Below are 24,856 nucleotides of genomic sequence, written 5' to 3' on the forward strand. Positions count from 1 at the left end.
ACAAGAATGGAAACCATCTCCCTTCGCATCTACCGCACACTTACCGACGAAATCATCAGCGGCGCCCTGCCGCCGGGCTCGGCCCTGGAGGAAATCGCGCTGTCGGAGCGCTTCAAGGTCTCGCGCACGCCGATCCGCCAGGCGCTGCGCGAACTGGCCGCGCGCGGCATGATCGAGCTCAAGCCGCGCAAGGGCGGCATCGTCACCAGCATCGGCGTGGCAGAGCTGTCCGACATGCTGGAAGCCATGTGCGAACTGGAGGCGCTGTGCTGCCGCATCTGCGCCGAGCGCATGAGCGCGGTGCAGAAGAAGCAGCTGGAGCTGGTGCACCTGGAAAGCCAGGAGTGCGTGGCCAACGGCGACGACGCCGGCTACCTGGCGCTGAACAAGAAATTCCACCACCTGATCTGCGCCGGCGCCCACAACAAGAGCCTGTCGGACATGATCGACAACCTGCGCGACCGCCTGGCCATGTTCCGCGCGGCCCAGACCGGCGTGGACAAGCGCCTGACGATGTCGCACGACGAGCATGACGCGATCATCTCGGCGATCCTGGCGTCCGATCCCGAGAAGGCCTACCTGGCCATGCGCAACCACACCACGCGCCTGAGCATCCACGTGCTGGAAGTGATCAAGGAACACCAAGGCTGAACGCCGCCGGCGGCGGGCTTCGCAGCCGGCGGCACGCCCCCTTCCACACCCTTTTCCTCCTCAATGCCGTCCCGTCCTGGCGCGCGACGGCATTGTCGTTTGTCGCTGCCGTCCCGCTACTGAATCCGCTCCCTTGCTGCGCTTTCACCTGTCATCCGGGCAGTGTCGGCCGGCACCTCCGCGCGCCCGTCGGGAGCGTTTTCCCCGCAGAACGAGAAATACCAAAAACAACAAATAAATTCATTAATAATTTATCCGTATACATATAAATTCATATGGATTAGGATTTCTTCCAGAAGATGACAAACATCACAAGGAGGAGACCAAGCATGAAGCAGACGAAGAAAGCGGCCATCCTGGCCGCGGGCATGGCCGCGCTGGCGCTGGGGCCAACATCGGCGCGGGCGCAGAGCGATGCGGTGACCATCTACGGGTTCCTGAAGGTCGACGTGGAGAGCGTCTGGGCCGGCGGCGCCAAAGGCGGCCAGGGACGCATGGGCCGGGTGTCCAACAATTTGTCGGTGCTGGGCTTCAAGGGGGTGGAAGACCTCGGCGGCGGCCTGCAGGCGTTCTTCCAGATCGAGTCCAACGTGGGCGTGGACACCGGCGCCGGCAGCTTTGCCGACCGCAACGACAACGTCGGGTTGCGCGGCAGCCTGGGCGAGATCTTCGCCGGGCAGTATGAAACGCCCTACCGCTTCGTCTCGGTCTATGCGATCGATCCGTTCACGGCCGGCATCTTCGCCTCCAACTCCATCATGGGCAACGGCTTCACCACGGCGGCCAACGCCCAGTCGCCGGCCTCGTTCGACCGCCGCCAGAAGAACCTGGTGCAGTATTCGACGCCCAACTTCGGCGGTCTGGTCGGCAAGATCGCCTACGCCGCGCGCGAGGAGCGCACCGCCACCAGCGATCCCAGCCTGGTGTCGGCGCTGCTGACCTATGAAAGCGGGCCGCTCTACCTGGCCTACGGCCACGAGCAGCACAAGGACTACTTCAGCGGCGGCTCGGTGGACACCGGCAACAAGATCGGCGGCGCCTACTCCTTCGGCAACACGCGCGTGCGCTTCGTGTGGGAGCGCCTGCGCTACGAGCCGGCCCCCGGCACCAGCCTGCGCCGCGACGCCTGGCAGGTCGCGCTGACCCACAACGTGGGCAACGGCCAGTTGCGCGCCTCCTACGTACGGGCGGAGCGCTCCAAGGGCAATGCGGCGGCCGGCATCGGCGGCATCGGCAAGCCGGGCACCGCTTCCGGCGCGCAGCAGGTGTCACTGGGCTACGGTTACAGCCTGTCGAAACGGACCGAACTGTGGGGCGCGCTGACCAAGATCTTCAATGAGCAGAACGCCAGCTACAACCTGTCGGCCAATCCGATTCCCGGCCTGAGCGCGGGCCAGAGCCCGGCCGGCGTCGGGCTGGGCATTACCCACAAGTTCTGAGCCCGGCGGCGCTGCTCAGCCGACCCATTGATGGAACAGGTGGCTGAACAGCCGGACCAGGTCCTTCGCCAGCATGGCGCCGCCGCGACCGGCGTGGGCTTCGAAAGCTACCATCATCATTGCTGCAAAGACGGCGATACGCATGATGTTCTCCTTGAGATGTGCGGTTGGTGTGAGAAGCATCTTGCGCCCCGCCCTTTTCAGCTTTATTGCAAAGGCGGCAAGCCGCGTTTCAATTGAAACATTCGCCCCGCGCGAATGAAAAAAGGCCTCCGCGCGGGAGGCCTTTTTTCATCGTTGCGCGGTCACGGCGCGTCGCCGAAACGCCGGCTCCAGTACGAGCCGAGCGCCAGCATGGTGCCGCTGGTGAGCACCGTCACCACACCCATGGCCATGCCGTCGCCGACCGAGCCTTGCTCGAACTGCTGCCAGATGTAGATGGACACGGTCTGCACGCCGCTGGGCGCCAGCAGCAGCGAATTGACCAGCTCGCGCGAGGCGATGGCGAAGACGATCAGCATCGACGACACCAGCGCCGGCGCGGTCAACGGCAGCACGATGCGGCGCATCGCCTGGGCGGCGGTGGCGCCGTGCACGCGCGCGGCCGCCTCCAGGTTGTCGCCGATCTGGCGCAGCGCGGCGCCGGCGTAGCGCACCGGATACGGCAGTAGCAGGCAGCTGTAGGCCAGCAGCAGGATGCCCCAGGTGTTGTAGGGCGTGATCGGCCAGAAGGACTGGTTCCACGTCAGGATCAGGCCGACGCCGACCACCACACCGGGCAGCGCGTGCGGCATCAGGGTCAGCGCGTCCAGCAGCGCGCGGCCGCGCATGCGCGTCTTGACGATGGTCCAGGCGCTGAGCAAACCCAGCGCGCCGGTGATCAACGCGGTCAGCGTGGCCAGGCTTAAGCTGGTCGACAGCGCCGTCACGCCATCGCCGTCGACCCACAAGGCGCGGAAATGCCCCAGCGTCAGGTTGCCGATGTTGAGCCCGCCCGAGAGCGTGCGGGTGAACGCGGTGGCCATGATGGCAAACAGCGGCATCAGCGTGGCGGTGCCGGCGATCAGGGCGAACGCCAGCAGCACCGGCCAGCGCCAGGCGCCCAGCTCGCGCGGCGTGGCCGCGGCCGGCTTGCCGGAATGCGCCTCGAAGCCGCGCCTGGCCAGCAGGCGATGCTGCAGCCAGAACGCCGCCAGCGCCAGCGTCGCCAGCAGCAGCGACAACACCGACGCGCCGCTCAGGTCGATGGGCCAGTCGGAAAAGCGCTGCTCGATCGAGGTCACCAGCAGCTCGACGCCGGCGCGATGGCCCAGCGCCGCCGGAATGCCGAACTCCTCGATAGCCATGATGAAAGTCAGCAAGGCGCTGGCCGCAATCGACGGCGCCACCAGCGGCAAGGTGATGCGCAGCACGCTGCGCCAGGGCCCGGCGCCGAAGATGCGGGCCACGTCCGTCAGGCGCAGGCCGACGGCGGCCAGCGCGCGCGACACCGAGAAATAGACCACCGGGAAGACGTTCAGGGTCATCGCCGCGACCACGCCGTTGAAGGAAAACAGGAAGTGCCCGAGGTCGAACCCGGCCATGCCTTCAAGATAGCCGTGCGGTTGCAGGAACAGCATCCAGCCGAGGGCGGCCAGGTAAGGCGGAATCAGGAACGGCGCCAAAAACAGCAGGTCCCAGAGGCGCGCCAGCGGCACCCGGAACAGCCCGCGCAGCGCCCCCAGCGGCACGCCGATCAGCACGCTGGCGACCGAGACCACGAGGCCGAAGCGCAGCGTGTTCATCAGCAGCGGCAAGGTCTTCTCGTTGCCCAGCGCGGCGCCGAAGGCTGAGAACGGCTGCGCGAAGGAGCCGGTATTGACCGCCGGGAAGACCGCCTGCAGCACGACGAATCCTATCGGCAGCGCCACCAGCAATCCCAGCACCAGCAGCAGCGCCATGAGCGGCAGCGACACCCGCAGCGCCGGCGACGGCCGCGCGGACGCCGCGGGCAGGCCCGCATCCAGGGTTTTCATGGAAGTCATCGCAACCGCTCAGCGTTGGCCGAACAGCCTGGAGAAGCGCTGCAGCGTCTCGGCATGCACCACCGGCGTGGCGGCGCCGTCCTGCGGCAGCAGCTTCAGGTCTTTCAGCAGCGGGCGCTCGGCGGCGATGTCGTCGCGCGCCGGGATCAGCCAGGCGTCGGCGACGATCTTCTGGCCCTGCGGCGAGAGCACGTAATCGATGAAGGCGCGCGCCTCGTTCTGCGCGCGCGAGCTCTTGAGGATCATCATCGGGCGCGGCGCCACCACGGTGCCGCTGGAGGGGAAGATCACCTTGATCGCTTCGCCGCTGGTCACGGCGCCGTAGGCGACGTAATCGACCGCGCCGAACACCGCCGACTTGGCGCCCTGCAGCACGGGGTTGAGCGCCTGGGCGTTGGGCCCCAGCACCACCATGCCGTTGCCGTGCAGGTTGCCGAACAGCGCGTCGGCCTGCTTGCCCAGCCGCGCCTGCAGTCCCAGCAGCAGGTCCAGCGTGGCGCCGGACAGGGCCGGATCGGGCATGGTGACCTTGTTGCGGTAGACCGGCTGCGCCAGGTCGCTCCAGTCGCGCGGCTCGGGCAGGCCGGAGCGCGTGTTCCAGACGATGCACAGCGCCGAGACGCCCTGCGCGACATAGGACGGCGTCTTCAGCATGGCCGGCACGTGGGCGGCGTTGGGGCTTTCGTAGTTGAGCAGCCAGCCGCGCTTCTCAAGGTCGCGGGCGGTGTCCCACGAGGCCGAGATGAGCACGTCGGCGTGCGGGTTGTCGGCCTCGGCTTCCAGGCGCGCCATCACCTTGCCGGTGGTGGCCTGGAACAGGTCGACCTTGATGCCGGTTTTCTTTTCGAAACCCTGGGCGAGTTTCTTGCCCAGGCTGCCGGGTCCGGCGGTGTAGACGGTCAATGCGTTTGCGTGTTCTGCCGCGAACCCAAAAGATAACGACATGGTGAAAAAAGTGAGGATGCTAAAACGTTTCATTATATTGACTCCCGGATCGGTGTGAAGCGTGGACGACCCGTCCCTGCTTCAGGGTGACGACCTGATGCGCCAGCGTCTGCGCCTCTTCGCGGTCATGCGTCACGTACACGGCGGTGGTGCCCAGCTGCGCCAGCAGGTCGCCGATTTCGCGGCACAGGCTCACGCGCAGGTCGCGGTCGAGATTGGACAGCGGCTCGTCGAACAGCAGGATGCGCGGCTCGGCGACGATGGCGCGCGCCAGCGCGACGCGCTGCTGCTGCCCGCCCGACAGGGCCGAGATGCGCCGCTTGCCGACATGCTCCAGCCCCACGCGCGCCAGCGCGGCGGCAACGCGCCGCTCGCGCTCGGGCCGGGCGACGCCGGCCATCTCCAGCGGAAAGCCGACGTTGCCGTCCACCGTCATGTGCGGCCACAAGGCGTAGTCCTGGAACACCATGCCCAGCCCGCGCCGCTCGGGAGCGACGCAGGTGCGGGCATCGGCGACCAGTTCAGCGCCGAAGCGGATGCTGCCGGCGCCGGGCTTCTGCAGCCCGGCCAGCAGCTTGAGCAAGGTGCTCTTGCCGCAGCCGGACGGGCCGAGCAAGGCCAGCGTGGTGCCGGCCGGCACTTCCAGGTCGATCTCGGAGAGCACGGCCTGGCCGTCGAAGGACAGGCCCAGTCCGCGCACCGAGATCGACGTGCCGGCCGATGGTTTGCCAGTAGGCGAGGCCATCAGAAGGTATGGCGGATACCGATCTGGGTACCGAACTGGTTGTGCCCCGCCACCACCGAGGAGGCGAAGCCGTTCAGGCCAAGATCGGAGCCGCCGCGGTTGATGACGTAGCCGGTGTTGATGTACAGGTCGGTGCGCTTGGACAGGAAGTAGTCCATGTCGACCTGGAAGGACATCGGCGCCAGGTTGCTGCCGTAGAACTTCTGGTACATCGCCGTGCCGGAGAACTGCAGCTGCTGGGTCGCGCGATAGGTCGAGCCGAACCACAGCAGGCTGGAGGCCTGCACCGGCCCCTTGGTCAGCGCGGTCAGGTGGATCGCCTGCGAGTTCAGGTAGCGGTAACCGCCGAAGAGATCGACCTTGTCCATCTTGTACGACAGTCCCAGGCCGAGGCGGCGGTCGGTGTTGCCCTCATAGCCGCCGACGGCGGTGGTCATGGCCGCGGCCGGGTTGGTGGTCTGGCCGTTCTTCTGGTCGTAGACCAGGGTGGCGCCGAAGTCGCCGCCTTCGTACAGCACGCCGGCTTCCATCACGCGGCCCTTGAGGTTGTCGCCGGCCGGCTGCGCGCCGTAGGCGACGTTGTCGTAGCCCATGCTGTATTGCAGGACGGTGGTCACCGGGCCGAACTTCTGCTGGTAGCGCACGGTCTTGTCGAGCCGGTCGGAGAAGGCCGGATCCATCATCTTGATGGCGTAGACCGCGTTGTTGAGCGGGTTGAACTTGCTGACCCAATCCAGGAACAGGCCGCCGATGCGGCCCACCGACACGGTGCCCAGATCCTTGTCGGCCAGGCCGACATAGGAGAGACGGCCGAACAGGCGATTGCCCTGCAGCATGGCGCCGGTATCGGACGCGAAGCCGCTTTCCAGCAGGAAGAACGAGGAGCTGCCGCCCCCGAGGTCTTCATTGCCGGTGACGCCCCAGCGCGAGCCGGACATGTTGCCCGGGGTCATGCGCGTGAGGCTGGTGGCCTTGCCGCCGACGTTGGCGGCATTGGTCAGATACTCGACGCCGGTATCGACAATGCCGTACAGCTTGACGCTGGAAGAAGGAATCTGGGATTGGCCGAAGCCGAGGGATGGCAGCGCAAGACAGGCAGCCGCAAGGCAGCCAGCCGCGCCGAGGCGGTGGTGAATGTTCATGAATTGTGGGTCCTCTTTGGGATTAAATGGGTACGCGACCGACGGTCACGTGGCCGAGAGTATCGGGTCGAAATATTTCGGGGGTGTGAATGGTTTGTGTCAGTTCAGTGACATGACCACACGTTGGCGAGCCGGCCGAAGGAGGATCCCGGCGGCAGTCGGAGGGAGTGGTGAACCGGTGCGCAATGCGCAGACTGCGCCGGCGATGAACGGGTCGCGAACGGGTCGCGGCAAGACCGCCGCGACGCCGGTGAAGGGTGTTCAGTTCAGAATGGCGCCGCGGAGAACGGCAAGAATCGCTCGAGGTAACTCAGGTAGTGCAGCGCCTGTTCGGCATAGGGTACTTTGGCGCTCAAGTAGTGAAATACCATGTGATATCTCCGGGTTCAGGTCTCAGATCGAGGCGGTGCCAGATTCCGCGCCAGATGCCGGCACGAGGTTCAGATGACGCGCACGAACCAGCCGGCGACGATGACGGGCACGTCGGAGTGAGCCAGTGCGATGATGTGTTGGCAGAGGTAGTCCATGTGGTTCTCCCGTTGCGAGATGGTCAGCGTGCGTTGCCGGTCAGGGCGCCGGACAGCCATGCCCCGCCGCTGTCGACGAAGCCCCCAAAACCCGCCGCCTCGGCGCTGCCCATGGCCAGCAGCGCGACGATCGCGAAAAAGTAGAACGAATAGATGCGCATTGTTTTCTCCTTGGAATGAAGTTCGTACCGCATTCGGTATGGATGCATCTTGGGCGTTCCGGGTTACCACGGCATTTCAATTGCGGCGCGCCGTGTTTCAACTGAAACGATGACGCCTGCCGCGGACGGCGACGACTTGGCCGCGACCGCACAGGATCATGAATCCGACGACGCCTGCGGCAGCGGCGGCGCCAAAAGAAAAAGGGCCGGACAAGCCGGCCCTTTCGCTGCGCAAGACAATATCAGGCTTGCGCCGGCTTCTTCTTGCGACGGCTTGCGCACAGGCCGGCCAGGCCGACGCCCAGCAGGGCCAGGCTGGCGGGTTCCGGCACGGCCGCGAAGTCCGCGGTCCAGGCCAGCGAGCCGTTGATCCAGGGGCCGTCCCAGGCAGAGCTGGTGAGCAGCGAGATGTTGCCGTTGTTGTTGAACCAGACGACGTTGCCGTCATTGGCGACGCCAGGATTGCTGGACAAGAAGCCCCAGACGGCGTTGCCCGCCTGGCTGGTGTTGGTCACCGTGATCAGCGCCACATAGCTGCTGCCTGCATTGAGCGCCAGGCCGCCGGTGTTGAAGGTATAGGCCTGCAGGCTGCTGCTGTTGAGCGTGACCGCCTGGCTGAACAGCGCGGAGCCGGTCGCGGGACCGTGTCCATTGAACGCGCCGCTCCAGGCATAGACCTGCGCCGTGGCGGCGATGCTTTGTCCGAAGGTGTTGACGTAGAACGTGAAGTCATTGAGCGCGCCGCCCGGCGCACTGAACGTCTCGCCATAAGTGGACGTGGAGCTGCTGCCACCGAAGGTGCCGAGAGTGCTCGATCCATTCCAGTACGGCGTGGTATCGATCGTGGTGGCGCTGGCGGAAGCGACACCGACGCCCATGACGGCGGCGGCGAGTGCGAACTTCATGGCGATTTTCTTGATGGACATTGAGCTTCCCCTGAGTAAGTTGAATTTGCCCAGGGTATTTAGCAATTCTGATGCCAGAAAATTAATACTTTAAAATCAATCACTTATGATTTCAGTGTTAAGGCTTTGTAAAGAAAATCGACAAACCGGACGGCTGCCGTGTCCTCGCCGGCGGCGAGCGTGTGGGAACGTGTCGGAAGCATTCGTCCACGCTGTCAGGGCCTCATGCGGGCCAATCGCAATGATGTGTGCGAGATGCGCGCGTGATGTGTACGTGATGTGTGCATTCGGCGCGCACAAAGAAAAAGGCCCCCAAGTTGGGGGCCTTTTCTTGATACTGGCGGAGAAGGGGGGATTCGAACCCCCGATAGGCTATTAACCTATACACGCTTTCCAGGCGTGCGACTTAAACCACTCATCCACCTCTCCAGAATCCTGGTTCGCGTTTTGCGAAGCCGCTGATTATAGCAAGATTTTGCCGAAATCCAAGCTTTTTCAGCGTTTTTTCACACCCGGCAATGAAAAAGCCGGTGGAGCGGGCTCGAATGCTGCATGCGCCCTGCTCCACCGGCGTCTCCGATCGCGCCGCTGCGCGCGACCGGGTTCTACTGCTCATCCATTGCGCTTACTGCGCTTCCTTCAGCTGATCCAGGATGGCCGGGTTCTCCAGCGTCGAGACATCCTGGGTGATGGCCTCGCCCTTGGCCAGCACGCGCAGCAGGCGGCGCATGATCTTGCCGGAGCGGGTCTTGGGCAGGTTGTCGCCGAAGCGGATTTCCTTGGGCTTGGCGATGGGGCCGATTTCCTTGGCGACCCAGTCGCGCAGTTCCTTGGCGATCTGCTTGGCTTCGTCGCCGGTGGGACGCGGGCGCTTCAGGACCACGAAGGCGCAGATCGACTCGCCGGTGGTCTCGTCCGGCTTGCCGACCACGGCGGCTTCGGCCACCAGGCTGTTGGCGACCAGCGCCGATTCGATTTCCATCGTGCCCATGCGGTGGCCGGAGACGTTCAACACGTCGTCGATGCGGCCGGTGATGGTGAAGTAGCCGGTGTCCTTGTTGCGCACCGCGCCGTCGCCGGCGAGGTAGATCGTGCCGCCCAGCTCCTCGGGGAAGTAGCTCTTCTTGAAGCGCTCGGGGTCGTTCCAGATGGTGCGGATCATCGAAGGCCAGGGACGCTTGACCACCAGGATGCCGCCGTTGCCGTTGGGGATGTCATTGCCAGTCTCGTCGACGATGGCGGCGGTGATGCCCGGCAGCGGCAGCGTGCAGGAGCCCGGCACCTGCGGCGTGGCGCCCGGCAGCGGCGAGATCATGTGACCGCCGGTTTCGGTCTGCCAGAAGGTGTCCACGATCGGGCACTTCTCGTTGCCGACGTTCTTGTAGTACCACATCCAGGCTTCCGGATTGATCGGCTCGCCGACCGAACCGAGGATGCGCAGCGTGGAGAGATCGTACTGTTTGGGGTGTACCTTCTCGTCGGCGTCGGCGGCCTTGATCAGCGAGCGGATCGCGGTCGGCGCGGTGTAGAAGATGGTGGCCTTGTGGCGCGCGACCATGTCCCAGAAGCGGCCGGCGTTGGGATAGGTCGGCACGCCTTCGAACACGATCTGGGTCGCGCCCACGGCCAGCGGGCCGTAGGCGATGTAGGTATGGCCGGTGATCCAGCCGATGTCGGCGGTACACCAGTAGACATCGTCGGGCTTGATGTCGAAGGTCCACTTCATCGTCAGCACGGCCCACAGCAGGTAGCCGGCCGAGGAGTGCTGCACGCCCTTGGGCTTGCCGGTGGAGCCGGAGGTGTAGAGGATGAACAGCGGATGCTCGGCGTCGACCCATTCCGGCTCGCACACCTCGCTCTGGCCCGCGACGACGTCGGAGAGCCAGCGGTCGCGGCCTTCGACCCAGTTGATCTCGGCGCCGGCGCGCTTGTAGACGACCACGTTCTTGATGGTGTCGCAGCCGCCCATGGCCAGCGCTTCGTCGACGATGGACTTCAGGGGCAATTGCTTGCCGCCACGGACCTGGTAGTCGGCGGTCAGCACGGCCACGGCGCCGGCGTCGATCACGCGCTCCTGCAGCGACTTGGCGGAGAAGCCGCCGAACACCACGGAGTGGGTGGCGCCGATGCGGGCGCAGGCCTGCATCGCAGCCACGCCTTCGACCGACATCGGCATGTAGATGACGACGCGGTCGCCCTTCTTGATGCCCAGCGACTTCAGGCCGTTGGCGAACTGGCAGACCTTCTGGTGCAGTTCGCGATAGGTGACCCTGGTGACCTTGGCGTCGTCGGACTCGAAGATGATGGCCGTCTTGTCGGCGTTGCCGTTGTCGAGGTTGACGTCGAGGCAGTTATAGGAAACGTTGACACGACCGTCCTCGAACCACTTGTAGAACGGCGCGTTGGATTCGTCCAGGGTCTTGGTGAAGGGCGTGTTCCACTTCAGGTTGTCCTTGGCCAGTTTGGCCCAGGTGCCTTCGTAGTCGCGTTCGAATTCGGCGTTCAGGGCCTTGTAGGCATCCATGCCGGAAATGGCGGCATTCCTGGCCAGTTCGGCGGGCGGCGCGAACACGCGATTCTCTTGTTTGAAAGTTTCGATTTCTGCCACGATAGTCTCCAGAGGATAATTTTTGCTTTCCGCAGAACATAGGCCGCTTCACTTACTCAGTCCTTACACAACAGGCAATGTTCCCGGCCGGGAACGCCGCTGCGACAGGGCTTTGCGGGCGATGGCCCGGCCGGTGCGGGAAGACGGCACAACAGGTCCGGCACGGGTGAGCCCGGCGAAAACCGCATTCAGGGAGACCTGAATGATGTCGGGATGTTCACATTGCCTTCATTGTGGCACAGGCCGATGTTTCCCGCAGGCACTGCGCGGCTCGCATTCGGCGGCGATTTCTCTTGCGCGCCGCCGCGAGCCGGTGCGCAAGGCCGTGTAAAATACGGCCCCAAATTCGAGGCCGATCGCGCAGTGCGATCGGGACAATCGGATCCAGCCATACCTCGCCAGAATCAAGCATCCAGCCATCGACTTTCATGAAAGATCCGAAACCCCAATCCCCCCGCAAGATCGGCATCCTGCCCAACCTGATTTTCATGAGCCGCTGGTTGCAACTGCCGCTCTACCTGGGCCTGATCCTGGCGCAGTGCGTCTATGTCTATCACTTCTGGGTGGAGCTGTCGGACCTGATCGGCGCCGCCATGGGCAACGCCGCTTCGCTGGATCACATCCTGGACGCCGTGGCCATTACCGGCGCGCCGCGTCCGGAAAAGCTCAACGAGCAGACCATCATGCTGGTGGTGCTGGCGCTGATCGACGTGGTGATGATTTCCAACCTGCTGATCATGGTGATCGTGGGCGGCTACGAGACCTTCGTCTCGCGCATGAACCTCGAAGGCCACCCCGACCAGCCGGAATGGCTGTCGCACGTGAACGCCTCGGTGCTGAAGGTGAAGCTGGCCACGGCCATCATCGGCATCTCCTCGATCCACCTGCTGAAGACCTTCATCAACGCCAACCTGTACGACGTCAAGACGCTGCTGGCGCAGACCGGCATCCACGTGACCTTCCTTGTTTCCGCCATGGCCATCGCATATTGCGACAAGCTGATGGCACATCCCGCGCCGCCGTCTTCTGATTCGCCTGACAAGCCTCACTGACGACACCCCATTCCAAACCCGAGAGAACCAGCCATGACCATCATCAAGCAAGACGATCTCATCGAATCCGTAGCCGCCGCGCTGCAGTACATCAGCTACTACCACCCGGTGGACTACATCCAGCACCTGGCGCGCGCCTATGAGGCCGAGCAGAACCCGGCCGCCAAGGACGCCATCGCCCAGATCCTGACCAACTCGCGCATGTGCGCCGAGGGCAAGCGCCCGATCTGCCAGGACACCGGCATCGTCAACGTGTTCCTGAAGGTGGGCATGGGCGTGCGCTTCGAAGGCTTCAGCGGTTCGATCGCCGACGCCGTCAACGAAGGTGTGCGCCAGGGCTACATGCACCCGGACAACGTGCTGCGCGCCTCGATCGTGGCCGACCCGCAGTTCGAGCGCAAGAACACCAAGGACAACACCCCGGCCGTGATCCACATGGAGCTGGTGCCGGGCAATACGGTGGACGTGCGCATCGCCGCCAAGGGCGGCGGCTCGGAAAACAAGACCAAGTTCGTGATGCTGAACCCGTCCGACAACCTGGTGGACTGGGTCCTGAAGACGGTGCCGACCATGGGCGCCGGCTGGTGCCCGCCGGGCATGCTGGGCATCGGCATCGGCGGCACCGCCGAGAAGGCCATGCTGATGGCCAAGGAAGTGCTGATGGACGACATCGACATGTACGAGTTGAAGAAGCGCGGCCCCAACAACAAGACCGAAGAGCTGCGCATCGAACTGTGCGACAAGGTCAACGCGCTGGGCATTGGTGCGCAAGGCCTGGGCGGCCTGACCACGGTACTGGACGTGAAGATCATGATGCACCCGACGCACGCCGCCTCCAAGCCGGTCGCCATGATCCCCAACTGCGCCGCCACCCGCCACGGCCACTTCGTGCTGGACGGCTCGGGCCCGGCCTACATGGAACCGCCGTCGCTGTCGGAATGGCCGGAAGTGCACTGGGTGCCGGACACCGAGAAATCCAAGCGCGTGAACCTGGACACGCTGACCAAGGAAGAAGTCGCTTCCTGGAAACCGGGCCAGACCCTGCTGCTGAACGGCAAGATGCTGACCGGCCGCGACGCCGCGCACAAGCGCATCCAGGACATGCTGGCCCGTGGCGAGAAGCTGCCGGTGGACTTCACCAACCGCGTGATCTACTACGTCGGCCCGGTCGATCCGGTGCGCGACGAAGTGGTGGGCCCGGCCGGCCCGACCACCGCGACCCGCATGGACAAGTTCACCGACATGATGCTGGAGCAGACCGGCCTGATCTCGATGATCGGCAAGTCCGAGCGCGGCCCGACCGCGATCGAGGCGATCAAGAAGCACAAGTCGGCTTACCTGATGGCGGTGGGCGGCTCGGCTTACCTGGTGTCCAAGGCGATCAAGTCGGCCAAGGTGCTGGGCTTCGCCGACCTGGGCATGGAAGCGATCTACGAGTTCGACGTCAAGGACATGCCGGTCACGGTGGCGGTCGACGCCAACGGCATCTCGGTGCACAACACCGGCCCGGCGGAATGGAAAGAGAAGATCGCGCAAAGCGTCTCCCTGTCCAAGATCCCCGTGACCACGGCCTGATCGCGCGCGCGTCGTTCGATCTGGCAGGCATCATCGCGGGAGAAAATTCGGTAACATGAAGCAATCAGGTTCCATGGTTTCTTCCGCGATGACGCAGACAGACAAGGCAGTTCCCCCAATGCCGACGGCAGCCGACGCTGCCGTCGGCATTTTCGATTCCGGCGTCGGCGGCCTGTCGGTGCTGCGCCATGTGCACGCCGCCCTGCCCCGCGAACAGCTGCTCTACTTCGCCGACTCCGGCTACGCGCCCTACGGCGACCGGACCGAAGAAGAAATCGTGGCGCGTTCGCTGGCGATTGCCTCCTTCTTCATCGAGCGCCGGGTCAAGGCGCTGGTGGTGGCCTGCAATACCGCCACCGCCGCCGCGATCCAGGCCATCCGCGAACGCTGGCCACAGCTGGTGGTGGTCGGCATCGAGCCCGGCCTGAAACCGGCGGCGCAACAGACCCGAAGCGGTGTAGTCGGGGTACTGGCCACACGCAGCACGCTGGCCAGCAAGCGTTTCGCGCTGCTGCAGCAGCAGATGGAAAACCAGTACAAGGTGCGCTACCTGCCGCAGGCGTGCGTCGGGCTGGTGGACCTGATCGAAAAGGGCGAGCTGCATTCGCCGGCCACGGTGGGCTTGCTGGAGCGCTATCTCGCGCCGCTGCTGGCGCAACAGGCCGACACGCTGGTGCTCGGCTGCACGCACTATCCCTTCGTGCGCGAAGCCATCGAAAGCGTCTGCCGGCGGCTGGCGACCAGCGTGCCGGCGATCGTCGATACCGGCGACGCCGTCACGCGGCAACTGGTGCGGCTGCTGGAAGCCGACGGCCTGCTGGCCGATGCCCCGCAGGGATCGCTGGCCGGTTACACCACCGCCAGCCAATCGACGCTGGAGCAGGCTTTCGCCACCCTGCTGCGCCTGCGCCCCGAAGTGCATGCGTTGGGGCAAGGCTAGGCACACGCCTGCCCTCTGCCCTGCCCGCCATGCCTACTGCGTGCGGAACGGCAAATGCGCGGCGGATGAGTTTGCATCGGCGTTTGCGCCGGCAAGTCCAGGTGTTGTCATTGTTCGTATCCCTTGACACCGGCGAACCGCGCGGCTTAGCCTGCAGCCATTGCCTTATTTCGTCATCGCGTCCACGCATCGGAAAAAAAACCGGCAAAGCCGGCGTTTTGCCGTGCCCGATGCGCGCTTTGGCGGCCCCGGGAGGAATGTTGGAAAGAAATCGGGAATTTAGTTGCCATCCTTGGCAAAGCTTTATATAATCGTGCGCTTCACTGATGACGGGCAGTAATTCAACCCCAAGCATCGGTGCATCAGTGGTGGCTGTAGCTCAGTTGGTAGAGTCCAGGATTGTGATTCCTGTCGTCGTGGGTTCGAGTCCCATCAGCCACCCCACCGGATTCAGCGGATCGCGCAACACGGATCTGCAAGCAAAAAGAGCCTTGAGGCTCTTTTTTTTCGTCCATACGTCGTGGTCGACTTGCCGCGTATCGCATATCTCTTAGATGCATCATGGATGCGGTTGCATGCAGCGGCGCGCATGACCTTGCCCTCCTCCCCGTCGAAAAAAAGTCCGCATGCCCTGGCAAGGGCAATGCGGACATCTTTTCCATGCTCGCGCGAATCGGGCGACCGCTGCGCGTCGATCAGGACTTGCCGGCGGCTCCGCCTTCCCGGCTGACCATCTCGGGCGCGTTCTTGCGCTTGACCACCTCGGCCGGGGTCTCGCAGGTCGCGCTGATCTGTTCCATCACCGCGTCCTTGCTCACCTTGCCGCGCACACTCACGGCATAGTCGAGCGAGCACTGCTCCTTGCGCCCATTTCCCCACTTCACGTTCAATGCGCCGGCCTCCTGCTCCGCCAGCCGCACGAAAATGATGCCGCCCTGGCCGGCCATGCCGACCACGTTGTTGCGCTCGTCTCGCACCTCGGCGCCGAACGGCACGGGATCGCCGCCGGACTGGATGGCCTTGATCAGCAACGAACGGCCGCTGGCGGTTTCATATTTCATCAGCACCACGGCGCCGGCATAAGGCGCCACGCGCTGGCTGGTGACCTTCATCTCGACATCGGTGGACGTGCCCTTGGGGTCCACGACGACTTCGTTGGTGCGATACGGCGTCAGGTAAGGAACCACCGCATAGCCGCTATCGCTCACGCGCACGCCGGAGCTGTTGACCATGGCGCCGCCCGCGGCCTGCGCCTCGACAATGGCGATGGTGTCGCCCAGCGCCTGCGACAGGATCACGCCGCCGGCGTGGGCGACCAGCGCCCCGGACACCTGCGCCGACATCTGGCGCGAGCCGCCGCTGCCGTAGCCGTAACTGCCGCCGATGGTGGCATACGGCGCACGGTATTGCGCATTGACGGACGAGTTGACGTTGCCCGGGTTCTTCGCGCTGCTCACGCCGTAGGAAAACGCGTTGTCCTCGCCTGCGGTGCCGTTCAGCGTAGCCTGCATGGCGGTTCCGCTGCGCGAATCGCGCGACATGCTGGTGCTGAGCATCGGTGAATATATCTCGCGCCCCAGCGGCAGCGACATGCTGGCGAAATACTGGGTGTTGGTCTGCCCGCTGGCAAGGTCGCGCTGACGCTGCAATGCAAGGCTATAGCTGGCGACACTCCAGTTGTTGCTGTATCCGATCTGGTATTGCGTGGTCGAACCCGGGCGGTTCCAATAGTTCAGCGACGAACCGGTGAGGTAGAACGACCCGCGTCCCTCGCCCAGGCGCTGGGTGATGTTGAGCTGGAACTGGCTGCGCTGGCGGTCTTGCAGCGCGAGGCTTTGTCCGCGATCGGCCAGCTGCTTCAACCCGATCAGGTCCTGCAGCCGCAAGAAGCCGCTGCTGGAGTAGCGATACGCGGCAAGGGTGAAGTTGGTATCGGTGCTCTCGAGGAACTTGCTGTAGTCCAGGCGCATGCTCTGGCCGTTGCGCGTATCGTTCTCACCGACCTTGGCATGGGACTGGGTGACGCTGGCCGACATCGCGCCGATCGGCGTGCTGAAGGCGCTGCCGCCGGTCAGGGCCAGGTACTCCGGCGCAAGCTGCGTACCGCCGAACAGCGTCAGCTCATTGGAAATCCCCCGTTCGTAAGTGGACTGTACGAAGTTGACGTCCTTGCCGGAACCATTGCTGCGGGTGCGACCGGCGATGACGCTGTAACGGTCGCTGCCCGGGCGCAGCAACTGCGCCACCGATGCGTACGGCACGCTGAAGCTCGATTGCGCGCCATCGGCTTCGGTGACCACCACCTGCAGGTCGCCGCCGAAACCGGTCGGATTCAGGTCGGTGATCTCAAACTGTCCCGGCGATACGGTGGTCTCGTAGATCACGACGCCGTTCTGCGAGATACGCACCTTGGCGTTCGAACGCGCCACGCCACGCACCACCGGGGCATAACCGGTCTGGGATTCCGGCAACATGCGGGGGTCGGACGCCATCTGGACGCCACGATAGGAAATGCTGTCGAACAACTGGCCTGAGGTAAAGAAGTCGCCGACGGTCAGCATGCTGCTCAAGGGCACGATGCTGCGCTGCGCGTAGGAAGCGATCGTCTGGAAGCGCGTGCCGCCGCTGGACTGCTTCATCACCGACGAGCTGTTGCGCAAACGCCAGTCGCCCAGATTGAGCCCGCCATTCAGGCCCAGATAATACGAGGTGTTGGTCTGCTCGCTGAAACTGGTGCGATAGGCGTTGAAGTTGTAGCTGAGCATGCCGGCCGTCACGCCCTTGTCCCACAGCTCGGGGCTGACATAACCGCGCGCGCTGCGGCGCATGGAAATCTGGGGGATACCGATGTCCATGCGCAGGTCGCCGCTGTCGAATTTCACCGTTGCATCGGGCACGATGTTTTCCAGCGCGAGGCAACTGTTGGCACCGGCCGCCTTGATCGTCTCGATGGTTTCCGGGCTCAGTTTTGCGAAATCCACACCGACGGCGTCGAGCAAAGAACGAGTGAAGCAGGCGCTGGCCTCATTTCCGTCGGCGGGAGTGCGAAAGACCACGTCCTGCCGCCCCATCCAGGCGCCGTTCACATAGAGATCCACGCGATAGCTGCCCGGAATCACCGGATTGCTACCGCCAAAGCGGGAAGTGTCGATGCCGCCATGTCCATCGCGCCACAGAAAATCGTTCCCGAACTCTACCTGGGCCAATGTCGTCTTTTTCTCTGCATGCGCGAGATGCACATGCATAGCCGCCATGGCACCGAATACGACGGCGCAGAATGGTTTGAGCTGAAAATCGGAACGGCGGGTCTTCATAGGGGGCAATCGCAAACACATCAAACAAACATAAAAACCATGCGGCCTTGCCTTGACCGCACAACAGTGGACCAGCAACTTACTTTGACACCTGCGTCTCGCCGGCGATGGCAGCACCGAAGTCGTTGAGCCAGTTGTAGGTCAGTTTCAAGGGACCCGGAGGCAGCTCCCCGGCGTCCAGTGGGAAGCTGGCCGTCTTCATCGGCTCGACCATGCCGCCGTCATCGTTGGTCACACTCTTGCCGCCTGCACCCTCGATCTTGAATCGCATGAAGCTCACGTGATAGGGCGTCGGGTTGCTCACTTCCAGCGAATAAGCTTTACCACCGGCCGACTTTGCCAGACTCCATTTGAGCTGAGCGGCGGCCTCTTGCACCTTCTCCTGAACATTGAGTTCCTTGGGGCGGAAGAACACCTTGATACGCGTGCGGAAGGCCATCTGGATGTAGTTGACATCTTCGTCGCTCGCCTTGGGTGGAACCTCCAGCATGTTCAGCCAGTACACCGACTCGCGGTCCTGCGGCATGGGCGACTGGTTGTACAGCAGGCGCACGGTCTGTCCCTTGCCGGGATCGATCCGGAACATCGGCGGCGTCAGCACGAACGGCACCTTGATCTGCTCGGGCGCGGCCTTGAGGTCGCCGTCGTCCAGTCAGACCTGCACCAGACCCGGTTGCGTTCCTTCGTTGCTCAGGCGGATCGTCACCTCCTTCTCATTCGAAGGAAAAACCACGCGCGTACCGTTGATGATCACGCTGGCCAATGCCGCGCCATGCAGCGACAAGGCCATCGCCGCCGCCACCGCGGCCCTCATGTATTTGTTCATTTACCGCTCCCCGAAAGACAATGGAAATGCTTGAATTAAGACGCATGAGCGCCCTCATCGAAACACTTCAAACCAGAAAATGCGGATGCCGACCGAACGGCCGGCATCCGATATAAACAGGATTAGTTGTAGACGACGGTGAAGCCGACCGAAGTGTCGGTCTTGCCGGCGGTAACGGTTGCAGCAGTCGCGTAGTACTGCGAGAACATGTTGATGGTGGCGCCACCAGAACTGATGTTGACCGAAGGAGTCTTGCCGCCATCCGCGCGTACCTTGGCGCCAGTCGAATCCAGCAGTTGGACTTGTACGTTAGCGGCCTTGCCTGCCGTTGCGGTCGCGATCTTCAGATTGCCGGTGGTGGTATCAACGTTCGGGCCAAGTTCGAACAGACCCGCCACCTTGGTGACGGTAGCCGGGCAGTTGGTCAGCGTTACCTGGAACGGCGTAGCACCGCCGACGTCGCCCACGGCCTTGAACTGGCTGGCCGACACGGAAGGCATTGCCACATTCAAAGCGCCGCCAGTGGCGTTGCTGATGGTGCAGGTCTGGTCGGTGATGTTGCCGGTGAAGTTGATGGTGAGGTCGGCTGCGGACGCGAACGCGGGAATCATTGCGGCGGCGAACAGCGAAACCAGGACGGTCTTTTTCATTGTTGGTTACTCCAGAAGATATAGGGAAGGTTTCAAGGGAAGGTTTCAGCGCGATGCGTCCGGCGTGACCGGCTGCGATTGCGCTTTTTCGCCTGTCTGATCATCGGAAGGATCGCTCCGGATCCGACGGGCCTGTGCGAAAACGCCATGGCATCTTATTGAAGCGATCTGCGTTTTTACATAGGAAAATTCTCAAAAGCCAAATGCGCACAAGTCATCGACGGCCACGTCAAGATGGCGATGAGGATGAGCGCCGTTGATTGCCGCGAAAAGAAAAAGCGAACTCCCGCTCACACACACGAGACCCGCGCACGAAACGCGACGACAAGTCGCAAGTACGTGCGAGCGGGGCACACAGGGCCGCAATTTGAGAATTTTCCTATCCATTCACGCGGATCATTTCGCTATGATCCCCTCGGCCCGTTGCTAGGAATTCTTCCGAATCTGCATGGAGTCCCTCACCGTCCTCGCCCTTCTCGCGCTCGCATGAGCGCGTCTGTGCAACAACCGGAGACCTTGAGGATGCTGGAGACGTCGATCTTTCCGTGTGCTGCAAACAGTGCAAGAACATGTGGATGGAGTCCCGAAGGAGTCACCGGGGACTCACCGTCGTCCACAGGCACTCCCGGCCTGGCGTTCGTCGACAGGAAGCGGCAACGCGGCCATTTCGTCTTTCTTGTTACCTGCTTGCCCCTACGCGCCGGACCCGTCACATGAAATCCTCCAGATCCATTCTTCTTGCCATCGCGACCCTTTGCATCGCCCTCTTCGCCACGGCGCTTTACCTGCAGGCCGCCAGGGACATGCCCCCTTGCCCGCTGTGCATCGTCCAGCGTTATCTGCTGGCCGCGCTTGCCCTGACGTGCGGTGGCTTTGCATGCCTGGATCCGCGCCTTCACAAAGCCGGCGCCGCCGCCGGCCTGTGCCTGGCGATCGGCGGCATCGGCATTGCCGCCCGGCACCTGTGGCAGCAGAACCGCCTCGACACCTTCTGCGATGTCGATCCGCTGGGAAAATGGCTCAACGCGATGCCGAGCGCACACCTGCTTCCCTTGCTGTTCAAGGCCGATGAAGGCTTGTGCGCCATGCCCTCCGCGCTGCTCGGCATGAGCTTGCCGCAATGGTCCATGCTCGGCTTCATCGTGATCGCGTTGGGGCTGCTGCGCTACCTCGCCCGACAGGAACCGCTGGTTCCATGGCTGGCATAACCCGACTACCGCAACAAGCGGTGCGGCGGTCGCAAGCGCGGTCCCGCCTCACGTTCGCATCACAAGAGCTCTGCTCCCATCACCTGGAAACCCGTCATGAACAACATCAAAATCTGGCAAACCTGCGCCTTGCTGGCGCTGTGCCAAATACCGCTGCATTCCCCTGCGCAAACCAATTCGGCGCGCGCCAACGCCCAGGCCGAGGGGCCTGCGACGCTGTCTGCGGAAGTTGAAAAACTGGGCAAGGCCGCCTCCGGCGGCGACGCCGAGGCCCAGTACCGCCTGGCGCAAAAATACAGCACCGGCAGCGGCCTTCCCAGAAGCACCCAGACGGCCGTGTTCTGGCTGGCCAAGGCCGCCGCCCAGGGGCATGTCGCGGCGCAGGCGACGCTGGGCACCAGCTATCTGGTCGGCGAAGGCACGAACAAGGACATGCCCATGGCAATCCACTGGCTGACCAAGGCGGCCCAGCAGGACAACGTGCTGGCGCAGACCAATCTCGGCGCGATCTACCTCAATGGCGACAACACGCCGCAGAACTTCCAGCAGGCCCTGTTCTGGCTGGAGAAGGCCGCATCGCAGGGCGCACCGTTGGCGCAGTACAGCCTGGGGAAGATGTACCAGCACGGCTACGGCGTTCGCACCGACGAAGCCATTGCCGCGCAGTGGTTCAACAAGGCGCTGCAGCAGAATTACCCGCCGGCCAGGGAAGCATTGGCCGAGCTGTCGAAACGCGCGACGGGCGAAAAGAATCCTGCGACAACGAGCGCCGCGCCGGCCGTCAAGGTCACGCAAGCGGCATCCGTCGGTCCCGCGGATGCCGCCGCCGCGGAGCGGGATGCGATTCTCGGGACGATACAAGGCTGGGCGCTGGCATGGAGCGGCAGGAAGACGGACGACTATCTCGGCTACTACGCGGAAAGCTTCATCCCGGCCAACGGCGAGAGTCGCGGCGCATGGGCTGCGCAGCGGCGCACGAGAATCGGCGGCAAGTCGCATATTGCGGTATCGGTCTCGTCACCGGAGATCAACGTGCGCGGGACTGTGGCGTCGGTCGTGTTCCTGCAGAAGTATTCGTCGGATCAATTGGCGGAGACAAGCAAGAAGAAGCTGATCCTGGTCCGCCAGGAAAGCGGCTGGAAAATACAACAGGAAAGCGCGGAAAAGATTTCTGCAAAAGCGACAGGCCAGCACTAACCGATCGGGCGCATTGGCGCCCCTCCCACCTTCCCATCGCTGGTATCCCCGGGGCCTAGTCGCTACCGACTTGCCGCACTCTCCGCGCACCGAAGATGTCGCAGGCCACGTCAAGCTCGATGGCCGAAGCGGCCATGCTGCCATCGGCAAAGCCGTGCGCGCCCAACGCAGCACGGACATTGCACGCGCCTCTCCGGCAACGGGCAACGGCGCACGATGACGCCCAAAAGAAAAAAGCAGCGAAGGCTCGCTGCTTTTCCAGTCGAAAACTACCTCGTCTTCTCAGGTGATCATCCCGGTCGAATAGGCATACTTGATCAGCTCCGCATCGGTGCTCAGGCCCAGCTTGCGCATCGCATTGTTCTTGTGCGTGCTCACCGTGCTGGGCGTGCGCGACAGGCGATCGCAGATATCCGACAGGGAGTTTCCCTCGACGAAAAGGCGGACCACTTCAAGCTCGCTCAAGGTCAGCTCCTTGGACTGCGAGAACGCCTCGCCCTGCGCCCAGCTGACTTCCAGCTCGCCGCGCAGCGACACCGGGAAGTACACCTGCTTGCTGCTTTGCGTGGCCAGGCAGGCGTTGATCAGTTCCTCGGGCTTCTCGCGCTTGTTGATGACCGAGAACACGCCCATGCGGTACAGGCGCTTGACCACGGCGCTGTTGGCCATGGCGGTGTAGACGATCACCTTGCTGGACGGATGGTCGGCCTTGATGCGCTTGATCAGCGAGAAGCCGTCGGAATCGTCCTTCTCGTCGTTGGGCATTGTGAAGTCCGTGATGACGATCTCGCACGGCGAGCGCTTGAGCGCGTTGAGCAGCGCGTCGCCGGTTTCCACTTCGAGGTCGATGCGCACATCGGGTAAGCGTCCCAGTTCGTTTTTGAGTGCCCCCAGCACCACAGGATGATCGTCGGCAATGGCGACGTGCAAGACTTTGTTCAGACTCATTACTACCCCCAGATTGATTTGATTGGCTGATGTCGATGATGTCGACGAATGTCGTTGACGGCAGCGGGCCACCCCATGGCGCCGCCTGCCTGACACATGACCTCGACCAGTCGCAGCGGCGCTTGGTTCCCGACTTTTTCCGTCCTGCCGGCCGTCAAATGCCGGATTTCCCTATGAAAGCCGCGCGCGGAAAATCATTAAAAAAATGGAGATAGATGCTGCGCAAGAATAGCGAGTTAACGAAAAGCAACAGCAAACCACAGGTTGCTTTGATATACTTCTCGGATAATTTCGAGACGGAAATAGAAATCTTTTCTGGATTCGACACACTGGAAAATGCCGCGACAAAGAATGCGGCGACCTTGGGCCCAGGGGGGGCAACCAAACCAGGAGTACTTTCCATGTCCAGCCAATTCGCCATCGCCAAGCGCATCGTCGCTGCCGGCGCTCTCGCCCTGACTCCCGCCCTGTGCCTGGCCGACGGCATCACCGTCAATTTCAGGGGCGCCATCGTCGAAGAACCCTGCGCGGTCTCCGCCGGTCGCCTGAACTACGCCGCCGGCAATCTCCAGCGACCGCCGGCCCGGGGAGTGATCGCCAGCGCCCCGCTCGAACTCAGCCTGAATTGCCATGCCGCCCAGGCCGTGCGAATTTCCTTCGAACAGGGCGGACGCGAAACGCGAGCCGGATTCGGCACCGGCGTGGATGGCGTGACCATGACCATGAGCCGCAACGGTCGCGAGCTGCCGCCCGGCGAAGTCATCGCGCTGGCGATGGCCTCCGGCCAGCAGCGGCAGGTGCGCCTGGACACCCAACTGCGCGGCGCCGCCGCCTCGTCCGGGGAAACGGTGCGCAGCGCGATCCTGGTGTCGCTCGACTACCGCTGACCGGCATCGGCATCACAGACACAGACCCGGACGGCCCGCACCGCGGGATCGCTGTAGCGGTGCGGCCGGCGCAAAAAAAAGCATCCGCAACGGATGCTCCTTGCGCCTTGAGGCAGGCGCTGTGCCGTCGCTGCCTGCACGCGGCAGGCGCCGTCCGGCTCACCAGTAATCTTCGGTCACGAACTGTCCGCCGCCGGTGCGGCGCAGCGGCGTCATGCCGCGTTCGCGGAAAATCTCGCGCACTTCGGTGACCATCTCCGGATTGCCGCAGGCCATGAAGCGCGATTGCGCGGCGTCGATCGCCAGTCCGGTCGCCTGCTCCAGGCCGCCGTCCCGCAGCAGCGCGGTGATGCGTCCTTCCAGCACGCCCTCGCCGCCCGGCTCGCGCGTGACCGACTTCAGGTAGTGCAGCCGGGCCGGCAGGCCCTGCGCTTGCGCACGCGCCGCCAGCGCCGCGAAACGGTCGGCATAGGCAAGCTCAGCGCGGTTGCGCACGCCATGCACCACCACCAGATCGTCGAACTTGCGCCAGACGTCTTCCTGCTGCAGGATCGACAGGTAAGGCCCGAGCCCGGTGCCGGTGGCCAGCATCCACAGCTGGCGGCCGTCGGTGAAGCGGTCGGCCGTCATGAAGCCGTAGCTGAGCTTCTCCACCCACACCGCGTCGCCGGGCTGCAGCCGGTCCAGCCGCGTGGTGAACTTGCCGTCGGGGACGACGATGGCGTAGTACTCGAGCTCATCCTCGGACTCGGCCGAGGTGATGGAATAAGCCCGCGAGACGATCTCGCCGTCGATCTCCAGACCCAGCCGCGCGAACTGCCCGGCGGTGAAACGATAGCCGGCCGGGCGCGTGGTGCGGAACGTCAGCAGCTTGTCCGTCCAGCGATGCACCGACAGCAGGCGCTCGCAACTGGCCTTTTCCGAATAGACGTCGACACTCACCTGCATCCCTCCAACTTGCTTCACAGCGATTAAGAAAATTCTGAAAATGCGTCCGGACGCCCGGAAATCGGCCCGATCCGCACCCAAGCCCGCTTGGGCGGCATTACAATTCGTTGTTGGCCATGGCCTGGACGCGACACTGCGCAACACTGCGGCCAGGCGCGAAACCG

The 24,856-nt window shown here is 63.7% G+C and carries 22 protein-coding genes, 2 tRNA genes and 1 pseudogene; 9 read left to right on the plus strand and 16 right to left on the minus strand.

The annotated features are described in order from the left end of the window. Positions 1–6: 6 nt before the first annotated feature. Both CEJ42_RS11865 and CEJ42_RS11870 read left to right on the plus strand, forming a co-directional pair. Positions 7–651 carry a GntR family transcriptional regulator gene (locus CEJ42_RS11865; RefSeq protein ID WP_079218958.1) on the plus strand — a complete coding sequence of 215 codons (645 nt, stop codon included), beginning with the start codon at positions 7–9 and terminating at the stop codon, positions 649–651. 329 nt (positions 652–980) lie between these two features. Beyond that, positions 981–2,090: a porin gene (locus tag CEJ42_RS11870; RefSeq protein WP_243397845.1), complete on the plus strand. Its 1,110-nt coding sequence runs from the start codon at positions 981–983 to the stop codon at positions 2,088–2,090. Between the two features lie 15 nt (positions 2,091–2,105). On the opposite strand, the gene CEJ42_RS25380 is transcribed toward CEJ42_RS11870, so the two are convergent. From CEJ42_RS25380 to acs, 9 genes are all read right to left on the minus strand, one after another. Beyond that, positions 2,106–2,234 carry a hypothetical protein gene (locus CEJ42_RS25380; protein WP_269087221.1) on the minus strand — a complete coding sequence of 43 codons (129 nt, stop codon included), beginning with the start codon at positions 2,232–2,234 and terminating at the stop codon, positions 2,106–2,108. Between the two features lie 161 nt (positions 2,235–2,395). After that, positions 2,396–4,105 (minus strand): ABC transporter permease, encoded by a 1,710-nt coding sequence (locus CEJ42_RS11875; RefSeq protein ID WP_088751207.1) that lies wholly within the window; start codon positions 4,103–4,105, stop codon positions 2,396–2,398. A gap of 18 nt (positions 4,106–4,123) precedes the next feature. After that, positions 4,124–5,017: an ABC transporter substrate-binding protein gene (locus CEJ42_RS11880; RefSeq protein WP_338034031.1), complete on the minus strand. Its 894-nt coding sequence runs from the start codon at positions 5,015–5,017 to the stop codon at positions 4,124–4,126. Between the two features lie 61 nt (positions 5,018–5,078). Continuing rightward, on the minus strand, positions 5,079–5,804 hold the full coding sequence (locus CEJ42_RS11885) for an ABC transporter ATP-binding protein (RefSeq protein ID WP_088751208.1): 726 nt from the start codon (positions 5,802–5,804) through the stop codon (positions 5,079–5,081). Then, a complete protein-coding gene (locus tag CEJ42_RS11890; RefSeq protein ID WP_079218953.1) occupies positions 5,804–6,946 on the minus strand; it encodes a porin in 1,143 nt (380 codons plus the stop codon). Before CEJ42_RS11890 ends, CEJ42_RS11885 begins: the two co-directional genes overlap by 1 nt. Positions 6,947–7,496: 550 nt before the next feature. Further along, positions 7,497–7,634, minus strand: coding sequence for a hypothetical protein (locus tag CEJ42_RS25020; RefSeq protein WP_165774424.1), 138 nt, complete (start codon positions 7,632–7,634; stop codon positions 7,497–7,499). A gap of 242 nt (positions 7,635–7,876) precedes the next feature. Then, positions 7,877–8,560, minus strand: a complete 684-nt coding sequence (locus CEJ42_RS11895) for a PEP-CTERM sorting domain-containing protein (protein ID WP_088751209.1) — start codon at positions 8,558–8,560, stop codon at positions 7,877–7,879. Positions 8,561–8,877: 317 nt separating this feature from the next. After that, positions 8,878–8,968 (minus strand) — tRNA-Ser (locus tag CEJ42_RS11900). 196 nt (positions 8,969–9,164) lie between these two features. Further along, the gene (gene acs / locus CEJ42_RS11905; protein WP_079218890.1) at positions 9,165–11,147 is read right to left on the minus strand and encodes an acetate--CoA ligase; all 1,983 of its coding nucleotides are present in this window, start codon (positions 11,145–11,147) and stop codon (positions 9,165–9,167) included. Between the two features lie 428 nt (positions 11,148–11,575). On the opposite strand from acs, the gene CEJ42_RS11910 reads away from it, so the two are divergent. From CEJ42_RS11910 to CEJ42_RS11925, 4 genes are all read left to right on the plus strand, one after another. Then, the gene (locus CEJ42_RS11910) at positions 11,576–12,199 is read left to right on the plus strand and encodes a YqhA family protein (RefSeq protein ID WP_079218889.1); all 624 of its coding nucleotides are present in this window, start codon (positions 11,576–11,578) and stop codon (positions 12,197–12,199) included. Positions 12,200–12,232: 33 nt separating this feature from the next. Next, positions 12,233–13,774 (plus strand): fumarate hydratase, encoded by a 1,542-nt coding sequence (locus tag CEJ42_RS11915; protein ID WP_088751210.1) that lies wholly within the window; start codon positions 12,233–12,235, stop codon positions 13,772–13,774. Positions 13,775–13,892: 118 nt separating this feature from the next. Next, on the plus strand, positions 13,893–14,714 hold the full coding sequence (murI, locus tag CEJ42_RS11920; protein WP_165774425.1) for a glutamate racemase: 822 nt from the start codon (positions 13,893–13,895) through the stop codon (positions 14,712–14,714). 368 nt (positions 14,715–15,082) lie between these two features. Continuing rightward, a tRNA-His gene (locus CEJ42_RS11925) sits at positions 15,083–15,158 on the plus strand. Between the two features lie 251 nt (positions 15,159–15,409). Here the strand turns inward: CEJ42_RS11925 and CEJ42_RS11930 are convergent. The 4 genes and pseudogenes from CEJ42_RS11930 to CEJ42_RS11940 all read right to left on the minus strand — a co-directional run bounded on the left by CEJ42_RS11930 (position 15,410) and on the right by CEJ42_RS11940 (position 19,504). Further along, on the minus strand, positions 15,410–17,920 hold the full coding sequence (locus CEJ42_RS11930; RefSeq protein WP_243397846.1) for a fimbria/pilus outer membrane usher protein: 2,511 nt from the start codon (positions 17,918–17,920) through the stop codon (positions 15,410–15,412). Between the two features lie 187 nt (positions 17,921–18,107). Then, a complete protein-coding gene (locus tag CEJ42_RS25415) occupies positions 18,108–18,443 on the minus strand; it encodes a fimbrial biogenesis chaperone (protein WP_338064257.1) in 336 nt (111 codons plus the stop codon). Then, positions 18,432–18,854: pseudogene (locus CEJ42_RS25420) on the minus strand (fimbria/pilus periplasmic chaperone); the annotation flags it as partial. The pseudogene CEJ42_RS25420 and the gene CEJ42_RS25415, both read right to left, overlap by 12 nt. Before the next feature lie 122 nt (positions 18,855–18,976). After that, positions 18,977–19,504: a fimbrial protein gene (locus CEJ42_RS11940; protein ID WP_088751213.1), complete on the minus strand. Its 528-nt coding sequence runs from the start codon at positions 19,502–19,504 to the stop codon at positions 18,977–18,979. 713 nt (positions 19,505–20,217) lie between these two features. Between CEJ42_RS11940 and CEJ42_RS11945 the strand changes: the two genes are divergently transcribed. Beyond that, positions 20,218–20,712: a disulfide bond formation protein B gene (locus CEJ42_RS11945; RefSeq protein ID WP_088751214.1), complete on the plus strand. Its 495-nt coding sequence runs from the start codon at positions 20,218–20,220 to the stop codon at positions 20,710–20,712. Between the two features lie 129 nt (positions 20,713–20,841). Continuing rightward, complete coding sequence (locus CEJ42_RS11950; protein WP_165774426.1) at positions 20,842–21,909, plus strand: tetratricopeptide repeat protein; 1,068 nt, start codon at positions 20,842–20,844, stop codon at positions 21,907–21,909. A 282-nt stretch (positions 21,910–22,191) separates the two neighbouring features. Here CEJ42_RS11950 and CEJ42_RS11955 read toward each other — a convergent pair whose 3' ends face one another. Then, positions 22,192–22,857, minus strand: a complete 666-nt coding sequence (locus CEJ42_RS11955; protein ID WP_088751216.1) for a response regulator — start codon at positions 22,855–22,857, stop codon at positions 22,192–22,194. A 154-nt stretch (positions 22,858–23,011) separates the two neighbouring features. Continuing rightward, positions 23,012–23,260, minus strand: a complete 249-nt coding sequence (locus tag CEJ42_RS24500; RefSeq protein WP_129587707.1) for a hypothetical protein — start codon at positions 23,258–23,260, stop codon at positions 23,012–23,014. Here CEJ42_RS24500 and CEJ42_RS11960 point away from each other — a divergent pair. Further along, positions 23,259–23,744, plus strand: a complete 486-nt coding sequence (locus tag CEJ42_RS11960) for a hypothetical protein (RefSeq protein ID WP_088751217.1) — start codon at positions 23,259–23,261, stop codon at positions 23,742–23,744. The two genes, CEJ42_RS24500 and CEJ42_RS11960, sit on opposite strands and share 2 nt — an antisense overlap. Before the next feature lie 159 nt (positions 23,745–23,903). Here the strand turns inward: CEJ42_RS11960 and CEJ42_RS11965 are convergent, their stop codons facing one another. Further along, complete coding sequence (locus CEJ42_RS11965) at positions 23,904–24,686, minus strand: ferredoxin--NADP reductase (RefSeq protein WP_243397847.1); 783 nt, start codon at positions 24,684–24,686, stop codon at positions 23,904–23,906. Positions 24,687–24,856 lie beyond the last annotated feature (170 nt).

Origin of the sequence: Herbaspirillum robiniae (assembly GCF_002213415.1) — a bacterium.
Classification (GTDB): domain Bacteria; phylum Pseudomonadota; class Gammaproteobacteria; order Burkholderiales; family Burkholderiaceae_D; genus Herbaspirillum; species Herbaspirillum robiniae.